The organism is Amycolatopsis sp. 2-15 (assembly GCF_030285625.1).
Taxonomy (GTDB): Bacteria; Actinomycetota; Actinomycetes; order Mycobacteriales; family Pseudonocardiaceae; genus Amycolatopsis; species Amycolatopsis carbonis.
On the sequence record NZ_CP127294.1, the window covers coordinates 1006333 to 1026323 of the forward strand.

General features: G+C 70.2%; 23 protein-coding genes. 2 read left to right on the plus strand and 21 right to left on the minus strand.

Annotated features, from left to right (window positions below):
- Positions 1-51: 51 nt before the first annotated feature.
- The 6 genes from ccsB to hemL all read right to left on the minus strand — a co-directional run bounded on the left by ccsB (position 52) and on the right by hemL (position 6042).
- On the minus strand, positions 52-1029 hold the full coding sequence (ccsB, locus tag QRX50_RS04905; protein ID WP_285970772.1) for a c-type cytochrome biogenesis protein CcsB: 978 nt from the start codon (positions 1027-1029) through the stop codon (positions 52-54).
- 3 nt (positions 1030-1032) lie between these two features.
- Positions 1033-2640 carry a cytochrome c biogenesis protein ResB gene (gene resB / locus QRX50_RS04910; RefSeq protein WP_285970773.1) on the minus strand — a complete coding sequence of 536 codons (1608 nt, stop codon included), beginning with the start codon at positions 2638-2640 and terminating at the stop codon, positions 1033-1035.
- A complete protein-coding gene (locus tag QRX50_RS04915; protein ID WP_285970774.1) occupies positions 2637-3410 on the minus strand; it encodes a cytochrome c biogenesis CcdA family protein in 774 nt (257 codons plus the stop codon). The genes resB and QRX50_RS04915 overlap by 4 nt, the downstream gene beginning before the upstream one ends.
- Before the next feature lie 129 nt (positions 3411-3539).
- Positions 3540-4118, minus strand: coding sequence for a TlpA family protein disulfide reductase (locus QRX50_RS04920; protein WP_285970775.1), 579 nt, complete (start codon positions 4116-4118; stop codon positions 3540-3542).
- Positions 4115-4741 (minus strand): histidine phosphatase family protein, encoded by a 627-nt coding sequence (locus tag QRX50_RS04925; RefSeq protein WP_220245956.1) that lies wholly within the window; start codon positions 4739-4741, stop codon positions 4115-4117. The genes QRX50_RS04920 and QRX50_RS04925 overlap by 4 nt, the downstream gene beginning before the upstream one ends.
- Positions 4738-6042 carry a glutamate-1-semialdehyde 2,1-aminomutase gene (gene hemL / locus QRX50_RS04930; RefSeq protein ID WP_285970776.1) on the minus strand — a complete coding sequence of 435 codons (1305 nt, stop codon included), beginning with the start codon at positions 6040-6042 and terminating at the stop codon, positions 4738-4740. Before hemL ends, QRX50_RS04925 begins: the two co-directional genes overlap by 4 nt.
- Positions 6043-6273: 231 nt before the next feature.
- Here hemL and QRX50_RS04935 point away from each other — a divergent pair, with 231 nt between their 5' ends.
- The gene (locus tag QRX50_RS04935) at positions 6274-6762 is read left to right on the plus strand and encodes a TspO/MBR family protein (protein WP_285970777.1); all 489 of its coding nucleotides are present in this window, start codon (positions 6274-6276) and stop codon (positions 6760-6762) included.
- Here the strand turns inward: QRX50_RS04935 and QRX50_RS04940 are convergent.
- The 8 genes from QRX50_RS04940 to QRX50_RS04975 are packed head-to-tail and all read right to left on the minus strand — an operon-like array spanning position 6759 to position 14329.
- On the minus strand, positions 6759-7544 hold the full coding sequence (locus QRX50_RS04940) for an ABC transporter permease (protein ID WP_285970778.1): 786 nt from the start codon (positions 7542-7544) through the stop codon (positions 6759-6761). The genes QRX50_RS04935 and QRX50_RS04940 overlap by 4 nt on opposite strands.
- Positions 7541-8296: an ABC-2 family transporter protein gene (locus tag QRX50_RS04945; protein WP_285970779.1), complete on the minus strand. Its 756-nt coding sequence runs from the start codon at positions 8294-8296 to the stop codon at positions 7541-7543. The genes QRX50_RS04940 and QRX50_RS04945 overlap by 4 nt, the downstream gene beginning before the upstream one ends.
- Positions 8293-9270 (minus strand): ABC transporter ATP-binding protein, encoded by a 978-nt coding sequence (locus QRX50_RS04950; RefSeq protein WP_285970780.1) that lies wholly within the window; start codon positions 9268-9270, stop codon positions 8293-8295. The genes QRX50_RS04945 and QRX50_RS04950 overlap by 4 nt, the downstream gene beginning before the upstream one ends.
- The gene (locus QRX50_RS04955) at positions 9267-9884 is read right to left on the minus strand and encodes a DUF1796 family putative cysteine peptidase (protein WP_285970781.1); all 618 of its coding nucleotides are present in this window, start codon (positions 9882-9884) and stop codon (positions 9267-9269) included. The genes QRX50_RS04950 and QRX50_RS04955 overlap by 4 nt, the downstream gene beginning before the upstream one ends.
- 16 nt (positions 9885-9900) lie before the next feature.
- A complete protein-coding gene (locus QRX50_RS04960; RefSeq protein WP_285970782.1) occupies positions 9901-11604 on the minus strand; it encodes a glycosyltransferase in 1704 nt (567 codons plus the stop codon).
- Positions 11601-12413, minus strand: coding sequence for a hypothetical protein (locus tag QRX50_RS04965; protein WP_285970783.1), 813 nt, complete (start codon positions 12411-12413; stop codon positions 11601-11603). The genes QRX50_RS04960 and QRX50_RS04965 overlap by 4 nt, the downstream gene beginning before the upstream one ends.
- A complete protein-coding gene (locus tag QRX50_RS04970) occupies positions 12410-13258 on the minus strand; it encodes an FkbM family methyltransferase (RefSeq protein ID WP_285970784.1) in 849 nt (282 codons plus the stop codon). The genes QRX50_RS04965 and QRX50_RS04970 overlap by 4 nt, the downstream gene beginning before the upstream one ends.
- Before the next feature lie 42 nt (positions 13259-13300).
- On the minus strand, positions 13301-14329 hold the full coding sequence (locus QRX50_RS04975; RefSeq protein WP_285970785.1) for a glycoside hydrolase family 113 protein: 1029 nt from the start codon (positions 14327-14329) through the stop codon (positions 13301-13303).
- 74 nt (positions 14330-14403) lie between these two features.
- On the opposite strand from QRX50_RS04975, the gene QRX50_RS04980 reads away from it, so the two are divergent.
- Entirely contained in the window at positions 14404-15018 is a 615-nt protein-coding gene (locus tag QRX50_RS04980; RefSeq protein ID WP_285970786.1) for a TetR/AcrR family transcriptional regulator, read from the plus strand.
- Here the strand turns inward: QRX50_RS04980 and QRX50_RS04985 are convergent.
- The 7 genes from QRX50_RS04985 to QRX50_RS05015 all read right to left on the minus strand — a co-directional run bounded on the left by QRX50_RS04985 (position 14985) and on the right by QRX50_RS05015 (position 19964).
- A complete protein-coding gene (locus QRX50_RS04985) occupies positions 14985-15203 on the minus strand; it encodes an acyl-CoA dehydrogenase family protein (protein WP_285970787.1) in 219 nt (72 codons plus the stop codon). The genes QRX50_RS04980 and QRX50_RS04985 overlap by 34 nt on opposite strands.
- Positions 15173-15457: a hypothetical protein gene (locus QRX50_RS04990; RefSeq protein WP_285970788.1), complete on the minus strand. Its 285-nt coding sequence runs from the start codon at positions 15455-15457 to the stop codon at positions 15173-15175. The genes QRX50_RS04985 and QRX50_RS04990 overlap by 31 nt, the downstream gene beginning before the upstream one ends.
- 197 nt (positions 15458-15654) lie before the next feature.
- Positions 15655-16335, minus strand: a complete 681-nt coding sequence (locus QRX50_RS04995; RefSeq protein ID WP_285970789.1) for a DUF5666 domain-containing protein — start codon at positions 16333-16335, stop codon at positions 15655-15657.
- A gap of 12 nt (positions 16336-16347) precedes the next feature.
- Positions 16348-17559, minus strand: coding sequence for an ABC transporter permease (locus QRX50_RS05000; RefSeq protein ID WP_285970790.1), 1212 nt, complete (start codon positions 17557-17559; stop codon positions 16348-16350).
- Positions 17556-18260, minus strand: coding sequence for an ABC transporter ATP-binding protein (locus QRX50_RS05005; protein WP_285970791.1), 705 nt, complete (start codon positions 18258-18260; stop codon positions 17556-17558). Before QRX50_RS05005 ends, QRX50_RS05000 begins: the two co-directional genes overlap by 4 nt.
- A complete protein-coding gene (locus QRX50_RS05010; RefSeq protein ID WP_285970792.1) occupies positions 18257-19543 on the minus strand; it encodes an efflux RND transporter periplasmic adaptor subunit in 1287 nt (428 codons plus the stop codon). The genes QRX50_RS05005 and QRX50_RS05010 overlap by 4 nt, the downstream gene beginning before the upstream one ends.
- An 85-nt stretch (positions 19544-19628) precedes the next feature.
- Complete coding sequence (locus tag QRX50_RS05015; protein WP_285970793.1) at positions 19629-19964, minus strand: hypothetical protein; 336 nt, start codon at positions 19962-19964, stop codon at positions 19629-19631.
- Positions 19965-19991: the final 27 nt, after the last annotated feature.

Sequence of the window (19991 nt, forward strand, 5' to 3'; positions counted from 1 at the left end):
CAGGTATCGACGGTAGTCGGGTGAAGTGTTACCAACCGCGTGGGCCCCCGGTCAGTTCACCCCTGCGTACGAGTGCAGTCCGGCAGTCACCAGGTTGACGAAGAACAGGTTGAAGATCGTCACCGCGAAACCGACGATGTTGATCACCGCCGCCCGCGTGCCGCGCCAGCCCGCGGTGGCGCGGGAGTGCAGGTAGGCCGCGTAGACGACCCACGCGATGAAGGCGACGGTCTCCTTCGGGTCCCAGCCCCAGAACCGGCCCCACGCCGCCTCGGCCCACACCGCGCCGCACAGCACGCCGAAGGTGAAGATCGGGAACGCCACGATCGTGGCGCGGTAGGCGATGCGGTCGAGCACGTCGGCGGCCGGGAGCTTCGGGCCGAAGCCGGAGAACTTGGCCGGGTTGCGGTCGTAGGCGGTGCGGAAGAGGTAGAGCACGCTCGCCACGCCGGGCACCAGGAACACACCGGAGCCGATGATCGCGGCCGACACGTGGATGTAGAGCCAGTAGGACTGCAGCGCGGGCACGACCGGCGCGGCCACCGTGTAGAGCAGCGTGCCGTTGATGAACATCAGGATCACGACGGGCAGCAGCAGGAAGCCCGTGAGGTGGCGCACCGGGAACTTCCGGATCACGACCAGCCACGCGACCACCGTGATGAAGGTGACCGCCATGCCGTACTCGTACATGTTGCCCCACGGCGCGCGGTGCACGGCGAGGCCGCGCAGCACGATCGCGGTGAGCTGCAGCAGCGCGCCCAGCACCAGCAGCGACGCACCCATGCGGCCGATGCGCTCGGGGCGGCCGACCTCGCGCGGAGCCTCGGGCTCGGCCGGGTTGTCGGCGTCCTCGATCACCGGCCCGCCGGCGCCGACCAGCGACTTCTGCGCGCTGCGCGCGTGGGCCTGGCGGCCCTTCGCGCCGAAGGCCTGCTCGAACAGCGAGAGCAGGAGCGCGAGGACGTAGATCGCCACCGTCGTGGTGTAGAACCAGTCGCTGTACTGCGACAACGTCTCGTTGATCTGCATGCCTCAGCTGCCTTTCCGGCCCGTGATCAGCCGTTCGCTGATCCGCTGGAACTCTTCGCCGTACCCTGCCTGGTCGGTGCGCGCCAGCCCGGCGACCTCGATCACGGTACGCGCGTGTCCGTCGTCACCCGGGCGCACCCGTACCCACACCCGCCGCCGCTTGACCAGCAGTGATCCGCCCAGTCCCGCGAACATCACGATCGCGAAGCCGAGCACGTAGACCTGCGTTGGGTCGTGGGAGATCTGGAGGTTCACCCAGTTGTTCACGCCGTCGAAGCGCACCTTGGTGCCGTCGTCGAGCGTGACCGACTGGCCCACGGCCAGGTTCTGCCGCGCGACGCGCTTGAGCCGGCCGTCGGCCACGCGGTCCTGGTCCACATCGAACACCGACTGCCCGCGGCCCGCGTCGAGGCCGAGGTCGCCGCGCAGCACGTCGACGGCGACCATCGGCTTGTTCAGCTCGGGCGCGACGGAGGTGAGCACGCCTTCGTGGACGAACGGCGTCGGCGCCAGGATGCCGGTGATCGCGAGCTGCTTGGTGCGGCGCTGGATCTCGTCGGTGATGCCCGGCTGGTCGAACTTGGTGGCGCCCTGCGAGAGCATCGTGCCGGTGTCGGTGGGCTTCCACTGCGTGTTCTGCGTGCGGCTCTCGCCGTTGGGGAAGGTCACGGTGAACTGGGGCGAGTAGCCGTTGCCGAGCAGGTAGACGCGGTCGCCGACAGTCCGCAGCGGGTCGTTGGGCTGCAGGTTGAACGGCCGCCAGGTGTTCGTGGTCAGGTCGGCGCCGGACTGGTACTGGATGTTCGAGTGGTAGTAGTCCGCTTCGCCCGCGGGCGTGTAGTGCGCGGTGAAGTCGTTGACCTTCACGCAGAACGCGTCGAGGTCGGTGCCGTCGATGCGCAGGCCGGCTTCGAACGAGTCGTAGTTGTAGATGCCGGAGTTGCAGAACTGGCTGCCGTCGGCCTGCACGATGACCTGGCCCTCGTAACTGTAGAGCTTGCCGAGGGCGAAGAAGATGATCAGGCCGAGCATGCCGAAGTGGAAAAGCAGGTTGCCGGTCTCGCGCAGGTAGCCGCGTTCGGCGGAGATGCTGTACCCGCCTTCGTCTTCATCGCGCTCGACCTTGCGCCAGCCCGAAAGCTGCTTGCGCACGTCCTCGCGGATCGACTCGGGCGTGCGCGCGGTGCGGACGATGCGGTGGTGCGGCATGCGCGCGAGGTTGCGCGGCGTCAGCACGGGCTTCGCGCGCATCTGCCTGACGTAGTCCCAGCTGCGCGGCGTGAGGCAGCCGACGAGCGAGATCATCAGCAGAAGGTAGATCGCCGAGAACCAGACGCTGGAGTAGACGTCGTAGAACTGCAGCTTGTCGAGCAGGGTGCCCCACCAGCCGTGGCTGGAGATGTAGTCGTCGACCTTGGCCGCGTTGAGCCGGTTCTGCGGCAGCAGAGCGCCGGGCAGGGCCGCGAGTGCCAGCAGGAACAGCAGCACGAGCGCGGTGCGCATCGACGTGAGGCCGCGCCAGGTGTTGCGCAGGAAGGCGAGCAGCTGCTTGCCGGCCGAGGGCCGGTACGGGCGCTGCGGGCTGGCCGGGGGCGCTTCGGTGGTCGTCACAGTGGCAGCACCAGGTTCGAGGCGACGGAGTTGCGGAGCCAGCCCATGACGTCTCCCCAGAGTCCGGTGACGAGCAGGATGCCGACGACCATCAGCAGCCCGCCGCCGATGAGCTGTACGCGCCGGCCGTTGCGGCGCAGCCAGTCGGTGGCGCGCACGGCCCAGCGCGCGCCGAGCGCGATCAGCAGGAACGGCAGGCCGAGGCCAAGGCAGTAGACGAGCACCAGCAGGTACCCGCGCGCGGCCGCGCCGCCCGTGGCGCTCGCGAGGCTTGTGACGGCCGAGAGCGTCGGCCCGATGCACGGCGTCCAGCCGAGCCCGAACACCGCACCCAGCAGCGGCGCGCCCCAGATCCCGCCGCCCGGCACGCGGTGCGAGCGGACCTCTCGCTGCAGGCCCGGGATCCAGCCGAGGAACACCAGCGCCATCGCGATCGTGAGCACACCGCCGATGCGCTGCAGGAGATCCTGGTTGATCAGCAACGTGTCGGCCAGCCAGACGAGCGTGCCGAGCGTGGCGACGAACACGACGGTGAACCCGAGCACGAACAGACCCGCCGCGCCGAGCACGGCGTAGCGGCCCTTCTTGCGTTCCTCGTCGACACTCACCGCCGGCGCGTCTGCTCCCACCAGCGCCGCCAGGTACGCCAGGTAACCGGGCACGAGCGGCACCACGCAGGGCGACGCGAACGAGATCGCGCCGGCCAGCAACGCCACGCCCGAGGCGAGCAGCAGCGGTCCGGAGATCGCCAGCTCGGACACGGAGTTCACGCACCTGAGAGTAGGCAGTGAGCTTCGCGTGAGACGGGCGGGGGCAGCTCACAGGACGTACGCCACAGCCCGAAGGGGACCAAGGTCCCACTCGTGACCGGCGCGGCCGGACGGATCCGGCCGCGCCGGCTACTTCTCGGCCAGCAGCCGCTGCACCACCGGCATCAGGTCGGACGCCAGGACGTCACGCAGGAAGATCGCGGCGACGCGGTGCTGCTTGTCGAGCACGATCGTCGACGGGATGAGGTTGCGCGGGTAGCCGTGCAGGCTCAGCAGGGCCCGGCCCGACGAGTCCCAGATGGACGGGTAGGTGATGTCGCGGTCGCGCACGAAGTCCTGGGCGACCGAGCGCGCCGGGTCGCGGACGTCGAGGCCGATGAGCTGGGCGCCGAGCGGGGCCATCTGCTTGCTGGCCTTCTCGAGCTCCGGGGCCTCGGCACGGCACGGACCGCACCACTGGCCCCACAGGTTGATCACCAGGACCTTGCCGGGGAAGTCGGCGATCGAGAGCTGCTTGCCCTCGTTCATGAGGTCGTCGCCGGCCAGCGTGGGCGCGGTCTGGCGCTGCGCGATCGGGTACGTGATGTCGACCTGGCCACCCGGCGACACGAAGCTGAAGGTGCCGCCGGTGACGACGGCGTCCTTGCCCGTGGAGCAGCCCGCCACCAGCAGCAACGCGGCGGCCAGCGCGCCGAGGACCCGCTTCACGCGCCCGTCACCTTCGGATCGGTGGTGCCCGCGGGCTCGCTGTAGACGATGTCCACGAGGGCCTCGCCGTCGAAGACCAGCGACGTCAGCGAGGCCAGCGAGCATTGGCGGTTGCGCGGGTCGTGCCACAGGCGCTTGGCCTCGAGGAACCGGCGCAACGTCCAGATCGGCAGCTGGTGCGACACGCACAGTGCCTCGCGCCCTTCGGCCTGCTCGCGGGCGCGGTAGACCGCGCCGAGCATCCGGTGCGCGATCTCCACGTACGGCTCGCCCCACGACGGGCGGAACGGGTTGACCAGGTGCGGCCACGCCTTGGGCTGGCGCAGCGCCCCGTCGCCGACGGCCACGCGCTGGCCCTCGAAGACGTTGCCCGCTTCGATCAGGCCCTCGTCGGTCGCGATGTCGAGGCGGTGGGCGGCCGCGATGGGCGCCGCCGTCTCCTGGGCGCGCTGCAGCGGCGACGCGACGACGTGCGCGAGGTCGTGGCCCGCCACAGCTTCCGCGACGGTGAGCGCCTGGCGCTGCCCGCGGTCGGACAGCCGGAAGTTCGGCAGCCGGCCGTAGAGGATCTTGTCGGGGTTGTGGACTTCGCCGTGGCGCAGGAGGTGGACGACAGTGGTCACGGCTTGACCGCCTCGGCCGCGGCGCGGGCGGCGGCCGGGAGGGCCGCCTCGATCACGCCGAACGCTTCGTCGTCCATGGCGGCGTTCACGAACCACGCCTCGTACGCGCTCGGTGGGGCGTACACGCCGGCGTCGAGCAACGCGTGGAAGAAGGCCGGGAACCGCCAGGTCTCCGTGGCCTGCGCGCCCGCGTAGTCGCGGACCGCACCAGAGCCGAAGAAGACGCTCACGAGGTTGCCGGCGTACTGCACGTTGTGCGCGACGCCCGCTTCGGTCAGCGCCGCGTCGAAGAGCCCGCCGAGCCGCTTCGCGTTGGCGTCGAGGGCCGCGTACACGGCGTCGTCCGCCGCGCGCAGCGTCGCGAGGCCCGCGGCGACGGCGACGGGGTTCCCCGACAGCGTGCCCGCCTGGTAGACGGGGCCACCCGGCGCGAGCCGCGCCATCACCTCGGCGCGACCACCGAACGCGGCGGCCGGCAGCCCGCCCGACATGACCTTGCCGAACGTGTAGAGGTCACCGGCCACGCCTTCGAGGCCGAACCAGCCGGCGCGCGAGACGCGGAAGCCCGTCATGACCTCGTCCATGATCAGCAGCGCGCCGTGCTCGTGGGCGATCTCCGCGAGGCCCGCGTTGAACCCGGCATCCGGCGCGATCGCGCCCATGTTGCCCGCGGCCGCCTCGGTGATCACCGCGGCGATCTCGCCTGCGTTTTCCACAAAGGACTTCCGCACGGCGTCGAGGTCGTTGTACGGCAGCACGATCGTGTCGGCGGCCTGCGCGCCCGTGACGCCGGGCGAGGTCGGCAGCCCGAGCGTCGCGACGCCCGAGCCGGCCTGGGCCAGCAGTGCGTCGACGTGACCATGGTAACACCCGGCGAACTTCACGATCTTCGCGCGGCCGGTGAAGCCCCGGGCGAGGCGGATCGCGCTCATCGTCGCCTCGGTGCCGGAGTTGACCAGGCGCACCTGCTCGACGGGCTCGACGCGGCCGATGATCTCCTCGGCCAGCTCCACCTCGCCGATCGTCGGTGTGCCGAACGAGAGCCCGCTCGTGGCGGCCGCGCGCGCGGCTTCCACCACCTGCGGGTGGGCGTGCCCGAGGATCATCGGGCCCCAGGACGAGACGAGGTCGACGTAGCGGTTGCCGTCGGCGTCCCACAGGTGGGGGCCCTCGCCGCGGACCATGAAACGCGGGGTGCCGCCGACCGAGTTGAACGCCCGCACCGGCGAGTTCACCCCGCCCGGGACGGCCGCCTTCGCGCGTTCGAACCAAACCTTGGACTGCTCGGTGCCAGTGCTCACCCGTCCAGTCTCGCAAATACCCGAGCGTTGCCGGTGGCCGACGTCTCGCGCGCGACCGGCGGTACTCCACTGTGCTGCTCGTTACCAATCCGACCACAGCCACGGCGGGGACGGTTGCGAACCCGGTAAGTGTCCGTTTGGTGCCCGCCTGCTTTTGGTCGGATTGGTAACCTACCGATCACGGGCGGTTCAGCCAGGTGCCGCCGGGCCGCGGTGAACGGGGAGGGCAACGTGACCACGCCCACGCACAGCCGCAACCCCTGGGTCGTGCTCGTGGTGTTTTTCGTGCTGGTCGCCGTGGTCGCCCTCGTGGGCTCGCTCGCGGCCACGTCGGCCCCCGAGACGTACGCGCGGCTCGTGCTGCCGGACTGGGCGCCGCCCGCGAGGCTGTTCGGTCCTGTGTGGACACTCCTGTACGTGCTGCTCGCGTTCGCCGGCTGGGTCTACTGGCGCACGGACGGCGAGACGCAGGGCTTCGCCATGTACGGCGTCAGTCTGCTGTTCAACATGCTGTGGACACCACTGTTCTTCGCGGGTGGCTCGACGCGGCTGGCCTGTGTGGACATCATCCTGCTCGGCTTCACCACGCTGATGACGATCGGTCTGTTCTACCGCCGCTCGCACCTGGCCGCGGTGCTGCTGCTGCCGTACTTCTTCTGGATCGTCTACGCCACGGCGCTGAACGTGGCGATCATCGCGCTGAACAGCGACATCCACTAACTGCTCGCGCCCGTGTAGCGGCGCAGGCCCGTGCGCCACACGAGGATCGCGACGAGGACCGCGGCGGCCGTGGTGACCATCGCGCCGCGCACGAGCAACGCGTCGACCGGGCGCGCGAGCGTGCGCGCCGGGGCGGAGGCGACGAGGGCGAGCGGCAGCACGTAGGTGAACACGCGCCGCAGCCGCCGTGCGTAGATGTCGGCGGGATAGCGGGCGAGCTGCCAGACGTTGCCGAACAGGCTGTGCAGGTCGAGCTTCGGCGCCCAGAACGCGAGACTCGCGAAGATCATGCCGACCGCCCACGTCGTCACGGTCGCGGCCGCCACCAGCACCGCCCACACGCAGAACGCGCCGGCGCCCGGGAACCGCGGCAGCTCGCCCGCACCGGCGAAAACCACGCCGAGGCCCAGCAGGATCTGCACGCCGGCGAGCGGCGCGGCCGTGGCGAAGCTGACGAGGAACATGCTGGGCGCCGGCTGCAGCAGGTGGTGGTCGAGGCGGCCCTCGCGCACGCCGCGCGTCGGGAAGCCCGCGAGGTTCGGGTCGACGAACGTCGTCTTCACGCCACTGAGCAGCTCGAACGTGCCGATGAGCACCAGCACCTCGAGTCGCGTCCAGCCGGCGAGCGTCGTGGTGCGGGAGAAGATGACCAGCACCGTGGCGATCGTCGAGGCCAGCGCGACGACCGACAGCACCGCGTCGAACACGAGGTTCGCCCGGAACGCCAGCGCCTGGCGCAGGGACAGGGAGAAGCTCGTGGCGAACAGCCGCAGCAGCTTCACGCGCCCACCGCCGTGTAGCGGCGTACGCCGGAGCGCCAGACGACCACGGCGGCCAGGGCGAAGACCACGCACCAGCCGGCCTGCAGCGCCACGCCCGAAGCCGGCAGGGTCCCAGAGGCGATGTCGGCGGGCAGGCCGAGCATGGCGTGGAACGGCAGCAGCGAAGCCACGGACTGCCAGGACGCGGGCAGGTCCGCGAGCGGCGCGGCGATGCCGCCGAGCAGGAACACGAGGATGTTGCCCAGCGCGACGATCGCGTGCACGCGTTCGGTCCAGAACGCCGCCAACGCCAGCAGCCACGTCCACAGGAACCGCAGCACCGCGGCCAGCACCAGCGACGGCAGCGCGAGCAGCACGTCCTGCCAGCGATAGGTCGCACCCGTGACGAGGGCGACCACCACCGTCAGCGGCAGCCCGAACAGGGCCAGCCACAGCCGGATCGCGAGGTTCTCCCCCGCCGGCCCGAGCACCACGGGCTGGGGTTCGAGCAGGCGGGCGCTGATCTTCCCGTCGTACACGGACTCGGCGAAGGTGTAGTCCTCGAACGAAGCCGTGAGCAGGTGCACGGCCACCAGCGCCACGAAGTACCGCACGATCCGCGCGTCGCCGGGCAGCACGGCCGACCACACGACGAGCCCGATCAGCGGCCCGATCGCGTAGTTCACGACCAGCGACGCGGTGAACCACCACGTGCCCGCCCACTCCAGGAACTGGCGGCGCACCGCCAGCGCGAGCAGCCGGCCCGTCCTCACACGCCCTCCCGGTACGCGCGGTCCAGCACCGTCTCCAGCGACGGCTCCTCCACGGCCAGGTCGACGACGTCGAGCGAGGTCAGCAGCCGCGACGTCACGCTGGCGACGTCGTCGCGCGGCACGCGCAGGTCCCACGACACCCCGCTGGTGGCCACGACCTCGGCGACACCGTCGAAGTCCTCCTTCACCGCCGCGGGCGCGCTGATGCGCAACAGCTTGTACGGCGAGAGCCGCGCGGCCAGCTCTTCACGCGGTCCGTCGTACTGCACGCGGCCGTGGTCGACGAGGATCAGCCTGCGGCACAACGACTCCACGTCGGCCATGTAGTGGCTGGTGAGCACGATCGTGGCCCCGGTCTGCGTGGCGTAGGCGGCGAGGAACCGGCGGATGGCCGCGGCGGCGGACACGTCGAGGCCGAGCGTCGGCTCGTCGAGGAAGAGCACTTTCGGCCGGTACAGCAGGGAAAGCGCCAAGCCCGCGCGCATCTTCTCGCCGAGGCTGAGCGCCCGTAGCTGCCGGTGCAGCAGTGGACCGAGTTCGAGCAGCTCGGCCAGCTCGTCGAGCCCGGCGTGGTAGCCGGCTTCCGGGAGGTCGTAGAGAACGCGTTGGTACTGCAGCGAATCCAGCACGGTCAACTCTTGCGCGCCGCCCGTCGGCTGGCTGCCGCGCACGAGCGCGATCTGCTTGAGGAAGGGGGTGCGACGCTGCCACGGCGTGAAGCCGAGCACCTCGACGGACCCGGCCGTGGGATGCAGCAGGCCGGACATGAGCTTCATCGCGGTGGTCTTGCCGGCACCGTTGGGCCCGAGCAGGCCGACCACCTCACCCGCCGGGACCTCGAACGACAGGTCGCGCACAGCCTCGACCTCGCGGTAGCGCCGGTGCACCAGTGAGCGGAACGCGGCCTTCAGTCCCGCTTCCCGCACAGGGACGCGGTAGGTCATCGACAGGCCGTCGACGACGACGGCGCTCATGGCCACAGTTCGTCGAAGGGCAGGGTGGCGAACAGCTCGTCCCACGCGGCGTCGTCGCCTTGCCAGCGGCCTTCGAGCAGCGGGATCTCGCGGCACGCGATGCCGGGCGGCAGTTTGTCGAGGTCGTCGGGGGTGGTGCGGCGCAGCCAGAGGATGGCGAAGTCGTGGCCGGGGTAACGCTCGCGCAGGGTGGTCTGGAGCCGTTCGAGGTCGGCGGCGGTCTCGACGCCGTTGGCGTCCTGGCGGACGTAGAGCACGCGCTGGGGCGAGGCGACGAGCTCACGCCAGCGCCGGGCGAGGAACGCCAGCTTTTCGCGGACGGCCGGGAGCTGTTCTTCGACGTCTTCGAGCGTGAGCTTCGCGTCCGGCTTGGCGTGGAACTCGTGGTAGAACTCGATGCCGGCGCCGAGGTCGATGGCACCTTCGCCGTCGGTCATCAGCGCCATGCGGCCGGGGTCGAGCAGCACCTGGAAGTCGGTGTCGAGGGCTTGCTGCACGAAAACGAGGTCGATTTCGAGCCAGTCGAAGAAGTGCGCGGACTCCTGGCCGGTGATGCGGCGGATCTGGTAGGTGGACTCGCAGTGCTGGCCGAGCCCCACACACAGGTCGAACACGGTTCTCCTTCCTGAACTACCGGGCCACGCGGCGGGCGAACTCTTGCTGCAGCACGGGCGGTTCGAGGGCTTCGAAGTCGAGGCCGCCGGGGCGGATCTTCTTGCTGTCCAGGGCCAGCGCGCTGACGCGGCCGGAGCCGCACCAGCCTTCGGGGTCGATTTCGGCGATGGGGTCGTGGTAGGCCACGTCGATCGGCACGATCTCCCAGCCGGCCTCCTGGAAGGCGCGGGCGGCGTCGGCGATGAAGAGGGTGTTGAGGTCGTTTTCGTGCAGCAGCACCACGTGGGCGGGTGAGCGGCCGGTGGCAGCCACGGCGAGCCGGTCGTAGAACTCCGCCGGCTCCAGGAGGGACTCGAGGTAGAGGTCACGCAGGGCTTCGTGGTCGTAGGCGCGGCCCGCGCGGACGGTCTCGGCGACGAGGGCGTCGAGGTACCAGTCGAGGGTGAGCACGGTGACGTAGGCGTTGCGCAATCCTCGCTGTACCAACGCTTTCCGCACGGCGGCGCGCTTGGCCGGGTCGTCGCGCCGGCCGGTGAGGATCCGCGCCCACGCAACCCAGGTCGCGAGTGAACTCACGAGCGGAATGACCACAGTGGACCGAAAGCTGGTCCGCACGGCCACCAGCCCGGCCGCCGCCCGACCCGCTGCGTCGAGAGAACGTGCGAACCGTCGCGACACCACGAAGTAGCCGTAGTTGACCAAAATCGTGAGCACGGCCACCGCCACCACCCCGACTACCGTGCCGCTCGAACCGTCGCCCCGAAGAAGGAGCACCACGGCCGAGAGCGGCAGCAGCACCGCGCTCGGCACGGACACCAGCGGCAGGACGGAGTTGTTCCACAGCAGGTACAGCCACAGCACCGCCGCGATGCCGCCGCGGCGCAGGGCCGGCCAGGCGATCCTCAGCAGCACCTGCGTTTTCCCGGTCGCCCAGCGCACGCGCTGGCGGCGCAGGCTCGCCATCGTGTCGGGCGCCTCCGTGAGCACGGCCGCGGAAGCCTCGTGCACCGTGCGGTGGCCGGCGAGCAGCAACGCGAGCGTGAGGTGCGCGTCTTCGGCCAGCGTGCCCTCGGGGTAGCCGCCGACCGCGGCGACGGCGCGGCGCCGGAACCCGCCGATCGCGCCGGGGATCACGGTGATCCGCCGCATCCGCGAGAAGGCGCGGCGCTCGATGTTGTTCGCGGACTCGTACTCGTGCACCTGCGCGGCGTAGACGAAGTCCTGCGCCGGCCGGCGGTTGCCGACGATCATCTGCCCGGACACCGCGGCCACGCGCGGGTCGGCGAAGTGGCCGAGCAAGCGGGCGAGGGTGTCGGGCAGCACCTGCGTGTCGGCGTCCACGGACACGAAGAACTCGGTGGTGACGGCGGTGAGGCCGTGGTTCAGCGCGGCGGCTTTGCCGAGGTTGCGCTGGCTGAGCACGAGAATCACTTCGCCGTAGTGCGCCACGGCTTCCCGCATCACGTCGAGGGTGGCGTCGGTGGAGCCGTCGTCGACGCAGATCACGCGGTCGAGCTCGACGCCGCGCGAGGCGAGGATGGCATCGATCGTCTTGCGCAGCACCTTCGCCTCGTTGAAGCACGGCACGAGCACGGACACACGCTGGCGTGGCCCGTTTGGCGCGGGCGACACGGGTTTGCGCGCGAGGGCGAGCAGCACGAAACCCTGCACCGACGACCACACGGACAGCAGGGTGAGCACCGAAAACACGACCGTCATGACGCGCCGAGATCGTCCGGCGTGAGCTCGACGTCGGCGAACGCGTCCAGGTACGCGGTGATGGAGGTGCCGGCCTCGTCGCTGCGGCTCTGCCCGTTCTCCAGGTAGGCGAGCACGCCGTACGGGCCGCAGAGGTGCGCGGCGCCGAGCAGCGACGCAGGCGACGGGCCGGTCGAGGCCCACAGGTCGCGGCCGGACTTGGCGAAGTGGCGGTTGAGGATGCTCGCGTTGTGGCGCAGGGCGCGGCGCAGCACGGCGAGCTGGTGTTCGTGGTCGCGCAGGTCGGTGAGCGAGTGGATGCCGTCGCGGCCGGTGAACGTGCCGCGCCACTCGTTGACGTCGGTGCCGACGCGCCAGTGCCCGGTGCCCTCGTCGAGGTGGACGTGGCTGGTGGTGCCGCCGCGCCAGGTGCGTTCCGCCAGAGCGGGTGCGTAGTACGACGGGAGCTTGACCTCCTCGCCGTCGAGGACCACGGCTTCGCGCACCGGGCGGTAGTACTGCAGGTCGATGAGCAGGCCTTCGCCGAACTGGAATCCGACGAACCCCCACGGGTTGATCACCGCGGCCTGCACGGCGGTGATGCCGGCCGAGTTCTCGACCAGCTCGGCCACGCCGGTGCGGCGGAGGAACTCGGCGATCGTGATGCGGTCGGCCACCGGGGCGCCGGTCTCGGCGTCGCGCACGAGCCGGCCGGGGCGCTCGACCTGCCAGTAGTCCATGACCGGGTTGTCGAGGTTGTCGACGTACCAGTCGAGATTTCGCGAGTCGAGGCGGGATTCGAGGTCGAGGAGGCGACGGGTGAACATCACGCGAGTCCCTCCACCCGGTCGAATGCCGCAGGCAGAAAGCGCTTCCTGGCGAAAAGCACGTTGTACTGGTCTTCGGTCTGCCTGTCGCGGGCGAAGGGTTCCAGGCCGTGGCTCCCGAGTTTCTCCACGACCTCCGCGGCCAGCCATTGGTCCTGCCAGAACGGGGTTTCCTCGACCTCGATCTTGAGCAGGGCACACCGGTCGAGGAAGGTTCCCGCGCCGCCGAGGACCTGTTCCGTCGCCCCTTCGACGTCCATCCACAACGCGAACGGCCCTGGTGCCGCGGCGAATTCGCGGTCGAGTGTCGTGGCCGCGACGGCGACCTCCTCGTACTCGACGTCGCCGAGCCAGTCAGCGCCCGTGCGGCGCAGGAGGGAGTTGTAGCCCTCCACGCGGTCGTCGGCGAGGCTGGCGCTGTCGGTGATCACGAGGAACGTGACCTCGCCGGGTTCGCCCGCCAGCGCCTGGTGGCGATAGTCCACACCGCGCGCCGCGAAGTCCTTGGCAGTGGTGAACTTCCGGTGCACGTAGGGGTTCGCCTCGAACGCCACCACCGTGCACTCCGGCACCGCTTCGGCGACCTTCAGCGAAGTCTCGGCCTCGAAAGCGCCGGCCTCGACGAAAATTCGGGGCCGCAGGGAGGAAACCAGGTCGAGGAACAGTGCGTCGAGTTCCGCGACCGTGCTGAGTGTCCGAATTTTCCTTTCCTGGACCCGGAAATTCACTGGAACGCTCCCGTCGTGCGACACCGGCTCTCTCCAGTGATCCACGCGTGACACGCCGCGAGCAAGGAACACCAAGGGAATTACCACCGTCAGGGGTCCGATGGGTGCACGATCGGACACGGAACCGGGTACCACCGGTTAAGGCGGCACCCGGCCGGGTACCTAGTCCTGGATGCGGTAACGCTCGGCGACGGCGTGGAACGCCGCCTTGGGCTCCCACAGCAGGCCCGGGTACGTCGTGCCACTACGGCCTTCCAGCACCTTGACGATGCCGCCGCCCGCGAGGTCGAGGTCGTCGCGCGGGTCACCGTCGGGGCGGTGCGGGTGCGTGCGCAGGGCGAAGAGGTAGACGAAGGCGCTGTCCACGCCTTCGTCTTCGAAGATCTCCAGCAGCTCGGTCAAGTAGTGGGCTTGGCCGGGCTCGTCGCGTTCGTAGACGCCGTTCAGCCGGATCGGGCGGCCGTGCTCGTCGTTCTCGACGATCTCCATGCTGCGCGGCGCGACGTCACCGGCGCCGCGCCAGGTGGCCGTGCCGAATCCCGTGATGACCACGGGTTTGTCCTGTTGTGTCAACGTCCGTACGCCTTCGCGGAACACGTCGGCGACGGCGGCCGAGCGGATGAGCTCCAGCGTCGTGAAGTCGAACAAGTCCCAGTCGACGCGCTCGAACTGAATGGCCGCGTAGGTGACCTTGCCGCCGAAGGCCTTGCGGATCGTGCGCACGGCTTCGCGGAAGAAGTCGTTGAGCCGTTCACTCACCTTCGCCAGGCGTGCGGGCCGATCGGCCGGGTCGCCGAGCAGCCACCCGAGGCGCTGCTCCAGCGCGGCGCCGTCGGCGAAGCCCTGGACCATCACGGACAGCTCGGCCCCGGCGACGAACACGACCTCCGCCCCGGTGCGCCGGATCCGCTCGGCGCGTTCGGCGCAGTCGGTGAACAGTTCGTGCAGCTCGTCGACGGTCAGGTCCAGCGGGTACGGCGAGAACCACACCTCCAGCCCCAGCTCGGCCGCGAGCCGGCCGGCGATCTCCAGCCGCTCGGGGACGCCGCCGACGAGCTGGACGGCGGTGCAGTGCAGGTCGTCGCGGATGATCGTGAGCTCGCGCCGGACGACGTCCGCGTCGAAGTCGTCCCAGGAAGAGGCGCCGTTCTTGAGGAAACCGGTGTCGTAGGCAATGCCGTTGGCTCTCATAGCGGCGAGGTTAGCTCGCAAAGTTGCGCGTACGCAAGATTGCGGGCCCGCAGGTTTTCGGCTTTACTGGCGTGGTGACCGGTCTGCGTGAACGCAAGAAGCAAGCCACCCGCACGGCGTTGAGCTCCGCCGCGTTGCGGCTGGCGCGGGAGCGTGGGGCGGAGAACGTGCGGGTCGACGACATCGCGGACGCCGCCGGGGTCTCGCCGCGGACCTACAACAACTACTTCGCGAGCCGGGAGGACGCGATCGTCTTCGCGGTGACCAGCGACCGTGAAGCGCGGGTCGCGGCCGCCGTTCGTGCGTCTTCGGACGGCTTGGCGGACGCGGTGGTGGAGGCCGTTGTTTCGCAGTACACCGAGCCCGACGAGGACGCCCGCGAAGTGCTGCTGCTCATCTCGACGAGCCCCGCGTTGCGCACCGCGTACGCGCGCTCCGCGACCGCCCTCGAACCGCCGTTGACCGACGTGCTGGCCGAGCGGGTGCCGGACGGGCCCACCGCGCGGGTGCTGGCGGCCGCCGTCGCCGCCGCCGTGCGGATCGCGCTCGAACAGTGGGCCCAGCCCGTGACCTCGGGTTTTGTCGTGGTTTCGGGCTCGCTGCCGGATTTGCTGCGGTCGGCTCTCGCACCGTTGGTGCCGGCGTTGACCGCCGCTCAGGCCAGCCCGGAGGCGGACAGCGGGTCGTAGCCGGGTGTCCGGATCAGCTCCTGCAGCTGGCGGCGGCGCACGCCGACGTTGCTGCCTTCGAGGACCGGGTACGACAACGCGTCCATGAGGTGGCGGACCAGCGGGAAGTTCTCGTCGTAGGCGGTGACGCCGACGACCTTGACCAGGTCGTTGATCACCTCGACGGCCGTCTCGGAGCCGAACATCTTGGCGTGCAAGGCGAGTTCGGTCCGCTGGGGTGCATCGACAGCACCGCGTCGAGCGCGCGCCACGACAGCAGGCGGACGGCTTCGATCTTGCCCTTGGCGTCGGCCAGGATGTCGGACACGGCCTGGATGACATCCACTGACTTCGCGGCAGTCAACGCGCGCAAGTACACGTTCTGATCACGCGCACCCATTGGGTGGCTCGCGCCGCTGATCCGGGCCGTGCAGAACACGACCCGGATCAAGCTGCGCACCTGGCCAAGCGGAATGTTGCGTGATCACGTTCTCAGCGAGCAGGCGAACGTCGAGCCAGCGCCAACCCGCGACGCCAGATCCTCCGAGAAGCCATCTACCGCCGTAATACAGGTTGTAGCCGTCGACGTAGACCCCCACACGCATCCAGAGGGTCTACCGAGAGCGACCGAACGACTACGCAAGAGGCGCGGCGGGGTCAGCGGGCGGGCTGCTGCACGATCGCCTGCGCGGCGACGGTGCCGTCGGAGCCAGGGCGGCCCTGGACCGTGACGGTGGCGCCGGGTTTGAGGTCGGAGAGCTTGCCGGGCTGGGTGAGGCCGACGGTGGTGGAGTCCGAAGTGGACACGGTGACGTCGGTGCCCTGCGGGGTCTTCAGGGTGACGGTGGTGCCGTCGACCTTTTCGACCGTGCCGACGGTGCCGCGGCCCGCGCCGCCGCGGGCGCCGGTGAAGCCGCCGGAGCCCTGGCCCTGTTGGGCGGTACCAGTGCCAGGACCCGCGCCGGTCCCAGTGCCCGTTCCCGTGCCGCGGCCGCCGAAGCCGCCGCGCGCGCCGCCCTGCTGGGCGCCGGTGCGAGCAGCCGCAGCGCCGCCACCGCCGCCGGAACCGGAGCCGAAAGCCGAGTGCGTCCAAGCGCCGCCGGCGAAGGACAAGGCGATGACCAGCAGCCCGGCCAGCACGAAGGTCGGTTTGCCGAACGGCTTGGCGACCCGCTTCATCTCCTGGTTCAGGTCGCCGTCGACAGCCGGGGAGGCGACGATCTCTTCCGGCGAAGGCGACGGGGAAGCAGCCAACGGCGCCGTCACCGGCGGGAACTCGGTCGTCGGCTCGTCGGGGACGGGGTTTCCCAACCCGGGCGACTGGGTGGACGAAGACATGTGCGAAGGCTCCTACTCGTGCCGGAGGGCGTCGATCGGGCGCAGGCGCGAGGCCCGGTTCGCCGGGAAACTGCCGAAGAAGAGACCGATCAGCGCCGACACCGCGAAGGCCAGCACGATCGACGAGGGCACCACCACCGGGGTGATGCCCGCGAAGCTGAACTGGCTGCCGACCACGCCGATCACCACGCCGAGGAACCCGCCGAACAGGCTCAGCATCGTCGCCTCCGCGAGGAACTGGCCGAGGATCGCCGAGCGCGGCGCACCGATCGCCTTGCGGATGCCGATCTCACGGATCCGCTCGGTCACGGTCACCAGCATGATGTTCGTGACGCCGATTCCGCCCACCAGCAGGGAAATCGCCGCGACGGCGCCCAGCAGCACGGTGAACGTCTGCGTGGCCGACGTGCGCGTCGCCAGCAGCTGCTCGGAGTTCTGGATCTGGTAGTCGGGCGTGCCGCCGAGGCGGATGCCGTGGCGCGCGTTGAGGATCGCGGTGATCTCGGCCTGCGCGAGCGACACGGAGTCGGCGGAGGTGGCCTGCACGGCGATCTGGCTGAGGCTGCCGTAACCCGCGAGCGAGTTCTGCACCGCGCTGATCGGGGCGATGGCGACGTCGTCCGCGTTCTGGAGACCGGTGCTGCCCTTGGCCTGCAGCACCCCGACCACGGTGAACTGGATGCTGTTGAGCAGCACGTTCTTGCCCACCGGCTCCTCGGTGCCGAACAGGGCCTGCGCCGTGGTCGGGCCCAGGACCACGACCTTGCGCGCCTGCGTCACGTCCTCGGTGGTGAACAGCGCGCCGTCGGCGATCTGGCGGTTGGTGGTGGTGAAGTAGGCCGGCTCGGTGCCCGCGACCGTCGAGATGTCGTACGACGTCTGCCCGTAGGTGGCCGTCGCGTTGGTGTTCACCACGGGCGACGCGGCCTTCACGTCGGGCGCGCCGACCGGGTCCACGAGCGCGTGGGCGTCCTGCACGGTCAGCGGCCGCGCTTCACTGCCCTGCCCGCCGCCGCCACCACCACGAGAAGGCGACACGTTGACCACGTCCGTACCCAGGCCCTGGATGCTGGCGGCGATCGCGGCCGAAGCCCCGTTGCCCACCGCGACCAGCAGGATCACCGACGCGACGCCGATGGTGATGCCGAGCGTGGTGAGCGTGGAGCGCAGCTTGTTGGCGGTGAGGCCACGCACGGCGAAGCGCAGCACCTCGAACACGTTCACGCGACCACTCCGACGCTGCGGTTGAGCTCGTCGGCCACGATCCGCCCGTCGCTGACCCGCACCACGCGATGCGCGTGTTCGGCGACCTCGTCCTCGTGCGTGATCACCACGATGGTGCGGCCAAGGGCGTTGAGCCGGTCGAACACACCCAGCACGTCTTCGGTGCTGGCGCGGTCGAGGTTGCCGGTGGGCTCGTCGGCGAGCAGCAGCGCCGGCCCGGTCACCAGCGCCCGCGCCACGGCGACGCGCTGTTGCTGCCCACCGGAAAGCTCACTCGGCAGGTGCTTGGCCCGGTCGGTGAGGCCCACCATGTCCAGCGCGGCCAACGCCCGCGTGCGGCGCGCGGCCCGTCGCAGTCCACTGTAGACGAGTGGCAGTTCTACATTGGACAATGCGCTCGTGCGCGGCACGAGGTTGAACGACTGGAAGATGAACCCGATCTTCCGGTTGCGCAGCAAAGCGAGCTGGCGTTCGTTGAGGTCCGCGACGCTGAACCCGTCCAGCAGGTACTTGCCCGACGTCGGCACGTCGAGGCAGCCCAGCATGTTCAGCAGCGTCGACTTGCCGGAGCCGGACGCGCCCATGATGGCCACGTACTCCCCGGGCCGCACCACGAGATCGACCCCGCGCAGCGCGTGGACGGCCGTCTCGCCGGCGCCGTAGGTCTTGCGCAGCCCGGAGACCGCGATCACGGGTTTCATCCGCGTCCCCCGCCACCGAAGCCACCCTGGCCACCGCGGAACCCGCCGCCGGCGCCACCGGTGCCGCCGAAGCCACCGATCCCGCCGGCGCGCTGACCCGCGCCACCCGTGGCCGTGGCCGTGGCCGGCGACGCGGCCGTGAGCACCACGTTTTCACCTTCGGTCAGGCCCGACTTGATCTCCACAGTGGACTCACCGCGCACGCCGATCTGCACCTGCTGCGGCACGTTCCGGCCGTTCTCCTGGATCGTGACGACGTTCGTGGTGCCCGCCGTGGTGACCGCGGCCGCCGGCACGCTCAGCACGTTGTCGGCCTCCGCGACGGTGATCACCACGCTCGCCGACTGCCCGGGCCGCAGCCCCGAAGGCGGGTTGGTGAGTGTGAGCTGCGCGCCGTAGGAGACGACGTTGCCGCTGGTCGTGGGCGTGAGGTCGACCTTCGAGACGGACGCCTGGATCGGCTGGTCGGGTGCCGCGTTGAGCGTGACGGTGGCCTTCTGGCCCGCCTTCACCTTGCTCACGTCGATCTCGGCGACGGAGGTGTCCACGAGCAGGTTCGTCAGGTCGGTGATCTCGACGAACCCGCTGGCCGACGAACCGCTCGACGAGCTCGCGGAGGAGCCCTGGCCGTTTCCGCCGTTCCCACCGTTGCCGCCGGAGCTGCCGCTGCTCGCGGAGCTCCCCGACCCGCCGCTGCCGGCCTGTTGCCCGACGGTGCCGTTGACCGCCGTCACGGTGCCGGCGCCCGGTGCGGTGAGCACCGTCGCGTCGACGGCCGACTGGGCCGTGTCGACGTCGAGCTGCGCCTGGTCCACTTTGGCCTGCAGCGAGGTGACGGACTCCTGGCTCTGCTGCTGGCCCGGTCCCTGGCCGGAGCCGGAGCCGGAGCCCGAAGTGGTGGTCGAGGTGTCCTCACCGGTGGTGAGGTTGTCCTCCACCACGGCGAGGTTGTCCTTGGCGACCTGCAGCTGTTTCTCGGCCTGCGTCGAGTCGATCGTGGCGAGCTTCTGCCCCGCGCTCACCACATCGCCGACCTTCACGTCGATGCTCGTGACCTTGCCGGAGGTCGTGAAGTTGGCGGCGCCGGTGTAGCCGCTCGAGAGGGTGCCCGCGGCGGAGACCGTTTCGGTCACGTCGCCGCGGCGCACCGGGATGGTGCGGGTCTGTGCCTGGGCGGTGTTGCCCGCCGGCGTGAATGCTTGGTAGATCCCGAAAGCCGCACCGCCGAGCAGTACGACCAGCACCCCGTTGATGACCCATGTCCGGGTACGCAGCCGCGTCATGGGCGCAAGACTGGTGGCGCTGCTTAGCAGTCAGCTGTTGGTTCCCTGTGGGCCAGCTGTGGATGTGGCGCCTCGAGTTGCGAAGTCAGTGCTTCTTCCGGCGGTGCCGCGCACTCACCGCGAGCAGCACCTGACGAACCGCGTCCACCACGAGCACGGCGCACAGCGCGCCGAGGGCGAGCGCTCCCGCGATGTGCCCGCCGAAGTAGCGCTGCGAAGCCAGCTGCGCGCCGTCGCCGGCGGTGGTGACGACCGTGACGACGCCCGCGTGCCACAGCACGAACGCCAGCCACAACGCGAGCGCGGCCACGACCAGCTCGCCGAGCGCCACGAACGCGCGCCACGGCTGGTTGAGCCGCGCCGCCTTGGCCGAATCGCCGGGCCACAGGTCGGCGCCGGTCGGCTGGGGAAGGTCGATCACGGGATCAAGCCTCTCAGGTTTCTCGCC

Coding starts and splice junctions, on each gene's coding strand:
- ccsB (WP_285970772.1), bottom strand. CDS start 1,029: ATGCAGATCAACGAGACGTTGTCGCAGTACAGCGACTGGTTCTACACC.
- QRX50_RS04950 (WP_285970780.1), bottom strand. CDS start 9,270: ATGAGCGCCGTCGTCGTCGACGGCCTGTCGATGACCTACCGCGTCCCT.
- QRX50_RS04960 (WP_285970782.1), bottom strand. CDS start 11,604: ATGACGGTCGTGTTTTCGGTGCTCACCCTGCTGTCCGTGTGGTCGTCG.
- QRX50_RS04975 (WP_285970785.1), bottom strand. CDS start 14,329: ATGAGAGCCAACGGCATTGCCTACGACACCGGTTTCCTCAAGAACGGC.
- QRX50_RS04985 (WP_285970787.1), bottom strand. CDS start 15,203: ATGTTCGGCTCCGAGACGGCCGTCGAGGTGATCAACGACCTGGTCAAG.
- QRX50_RS04995 (WP_285970789.1), bottom strand. CDS start 16,335: ATGTCTTCGTCCACCCAGTCGCCCGGGTTGGGAAACCCCGTCCCCGAC.
- QRX50_RS05005 (WP_285970791.1), bottom strand. CDS start 18,260: ATGAAACCCGTGATCGCGGTCTCCGGGCTGCGCAAGACCTACGGCGCC.
- QRX50_RS05010 (WP_285970792.1), bottom strand. CDS start 19,543: ATGACGCGGCTGCGTACCCGGACATGGGTCATCAACGGGGTGCTGGTC.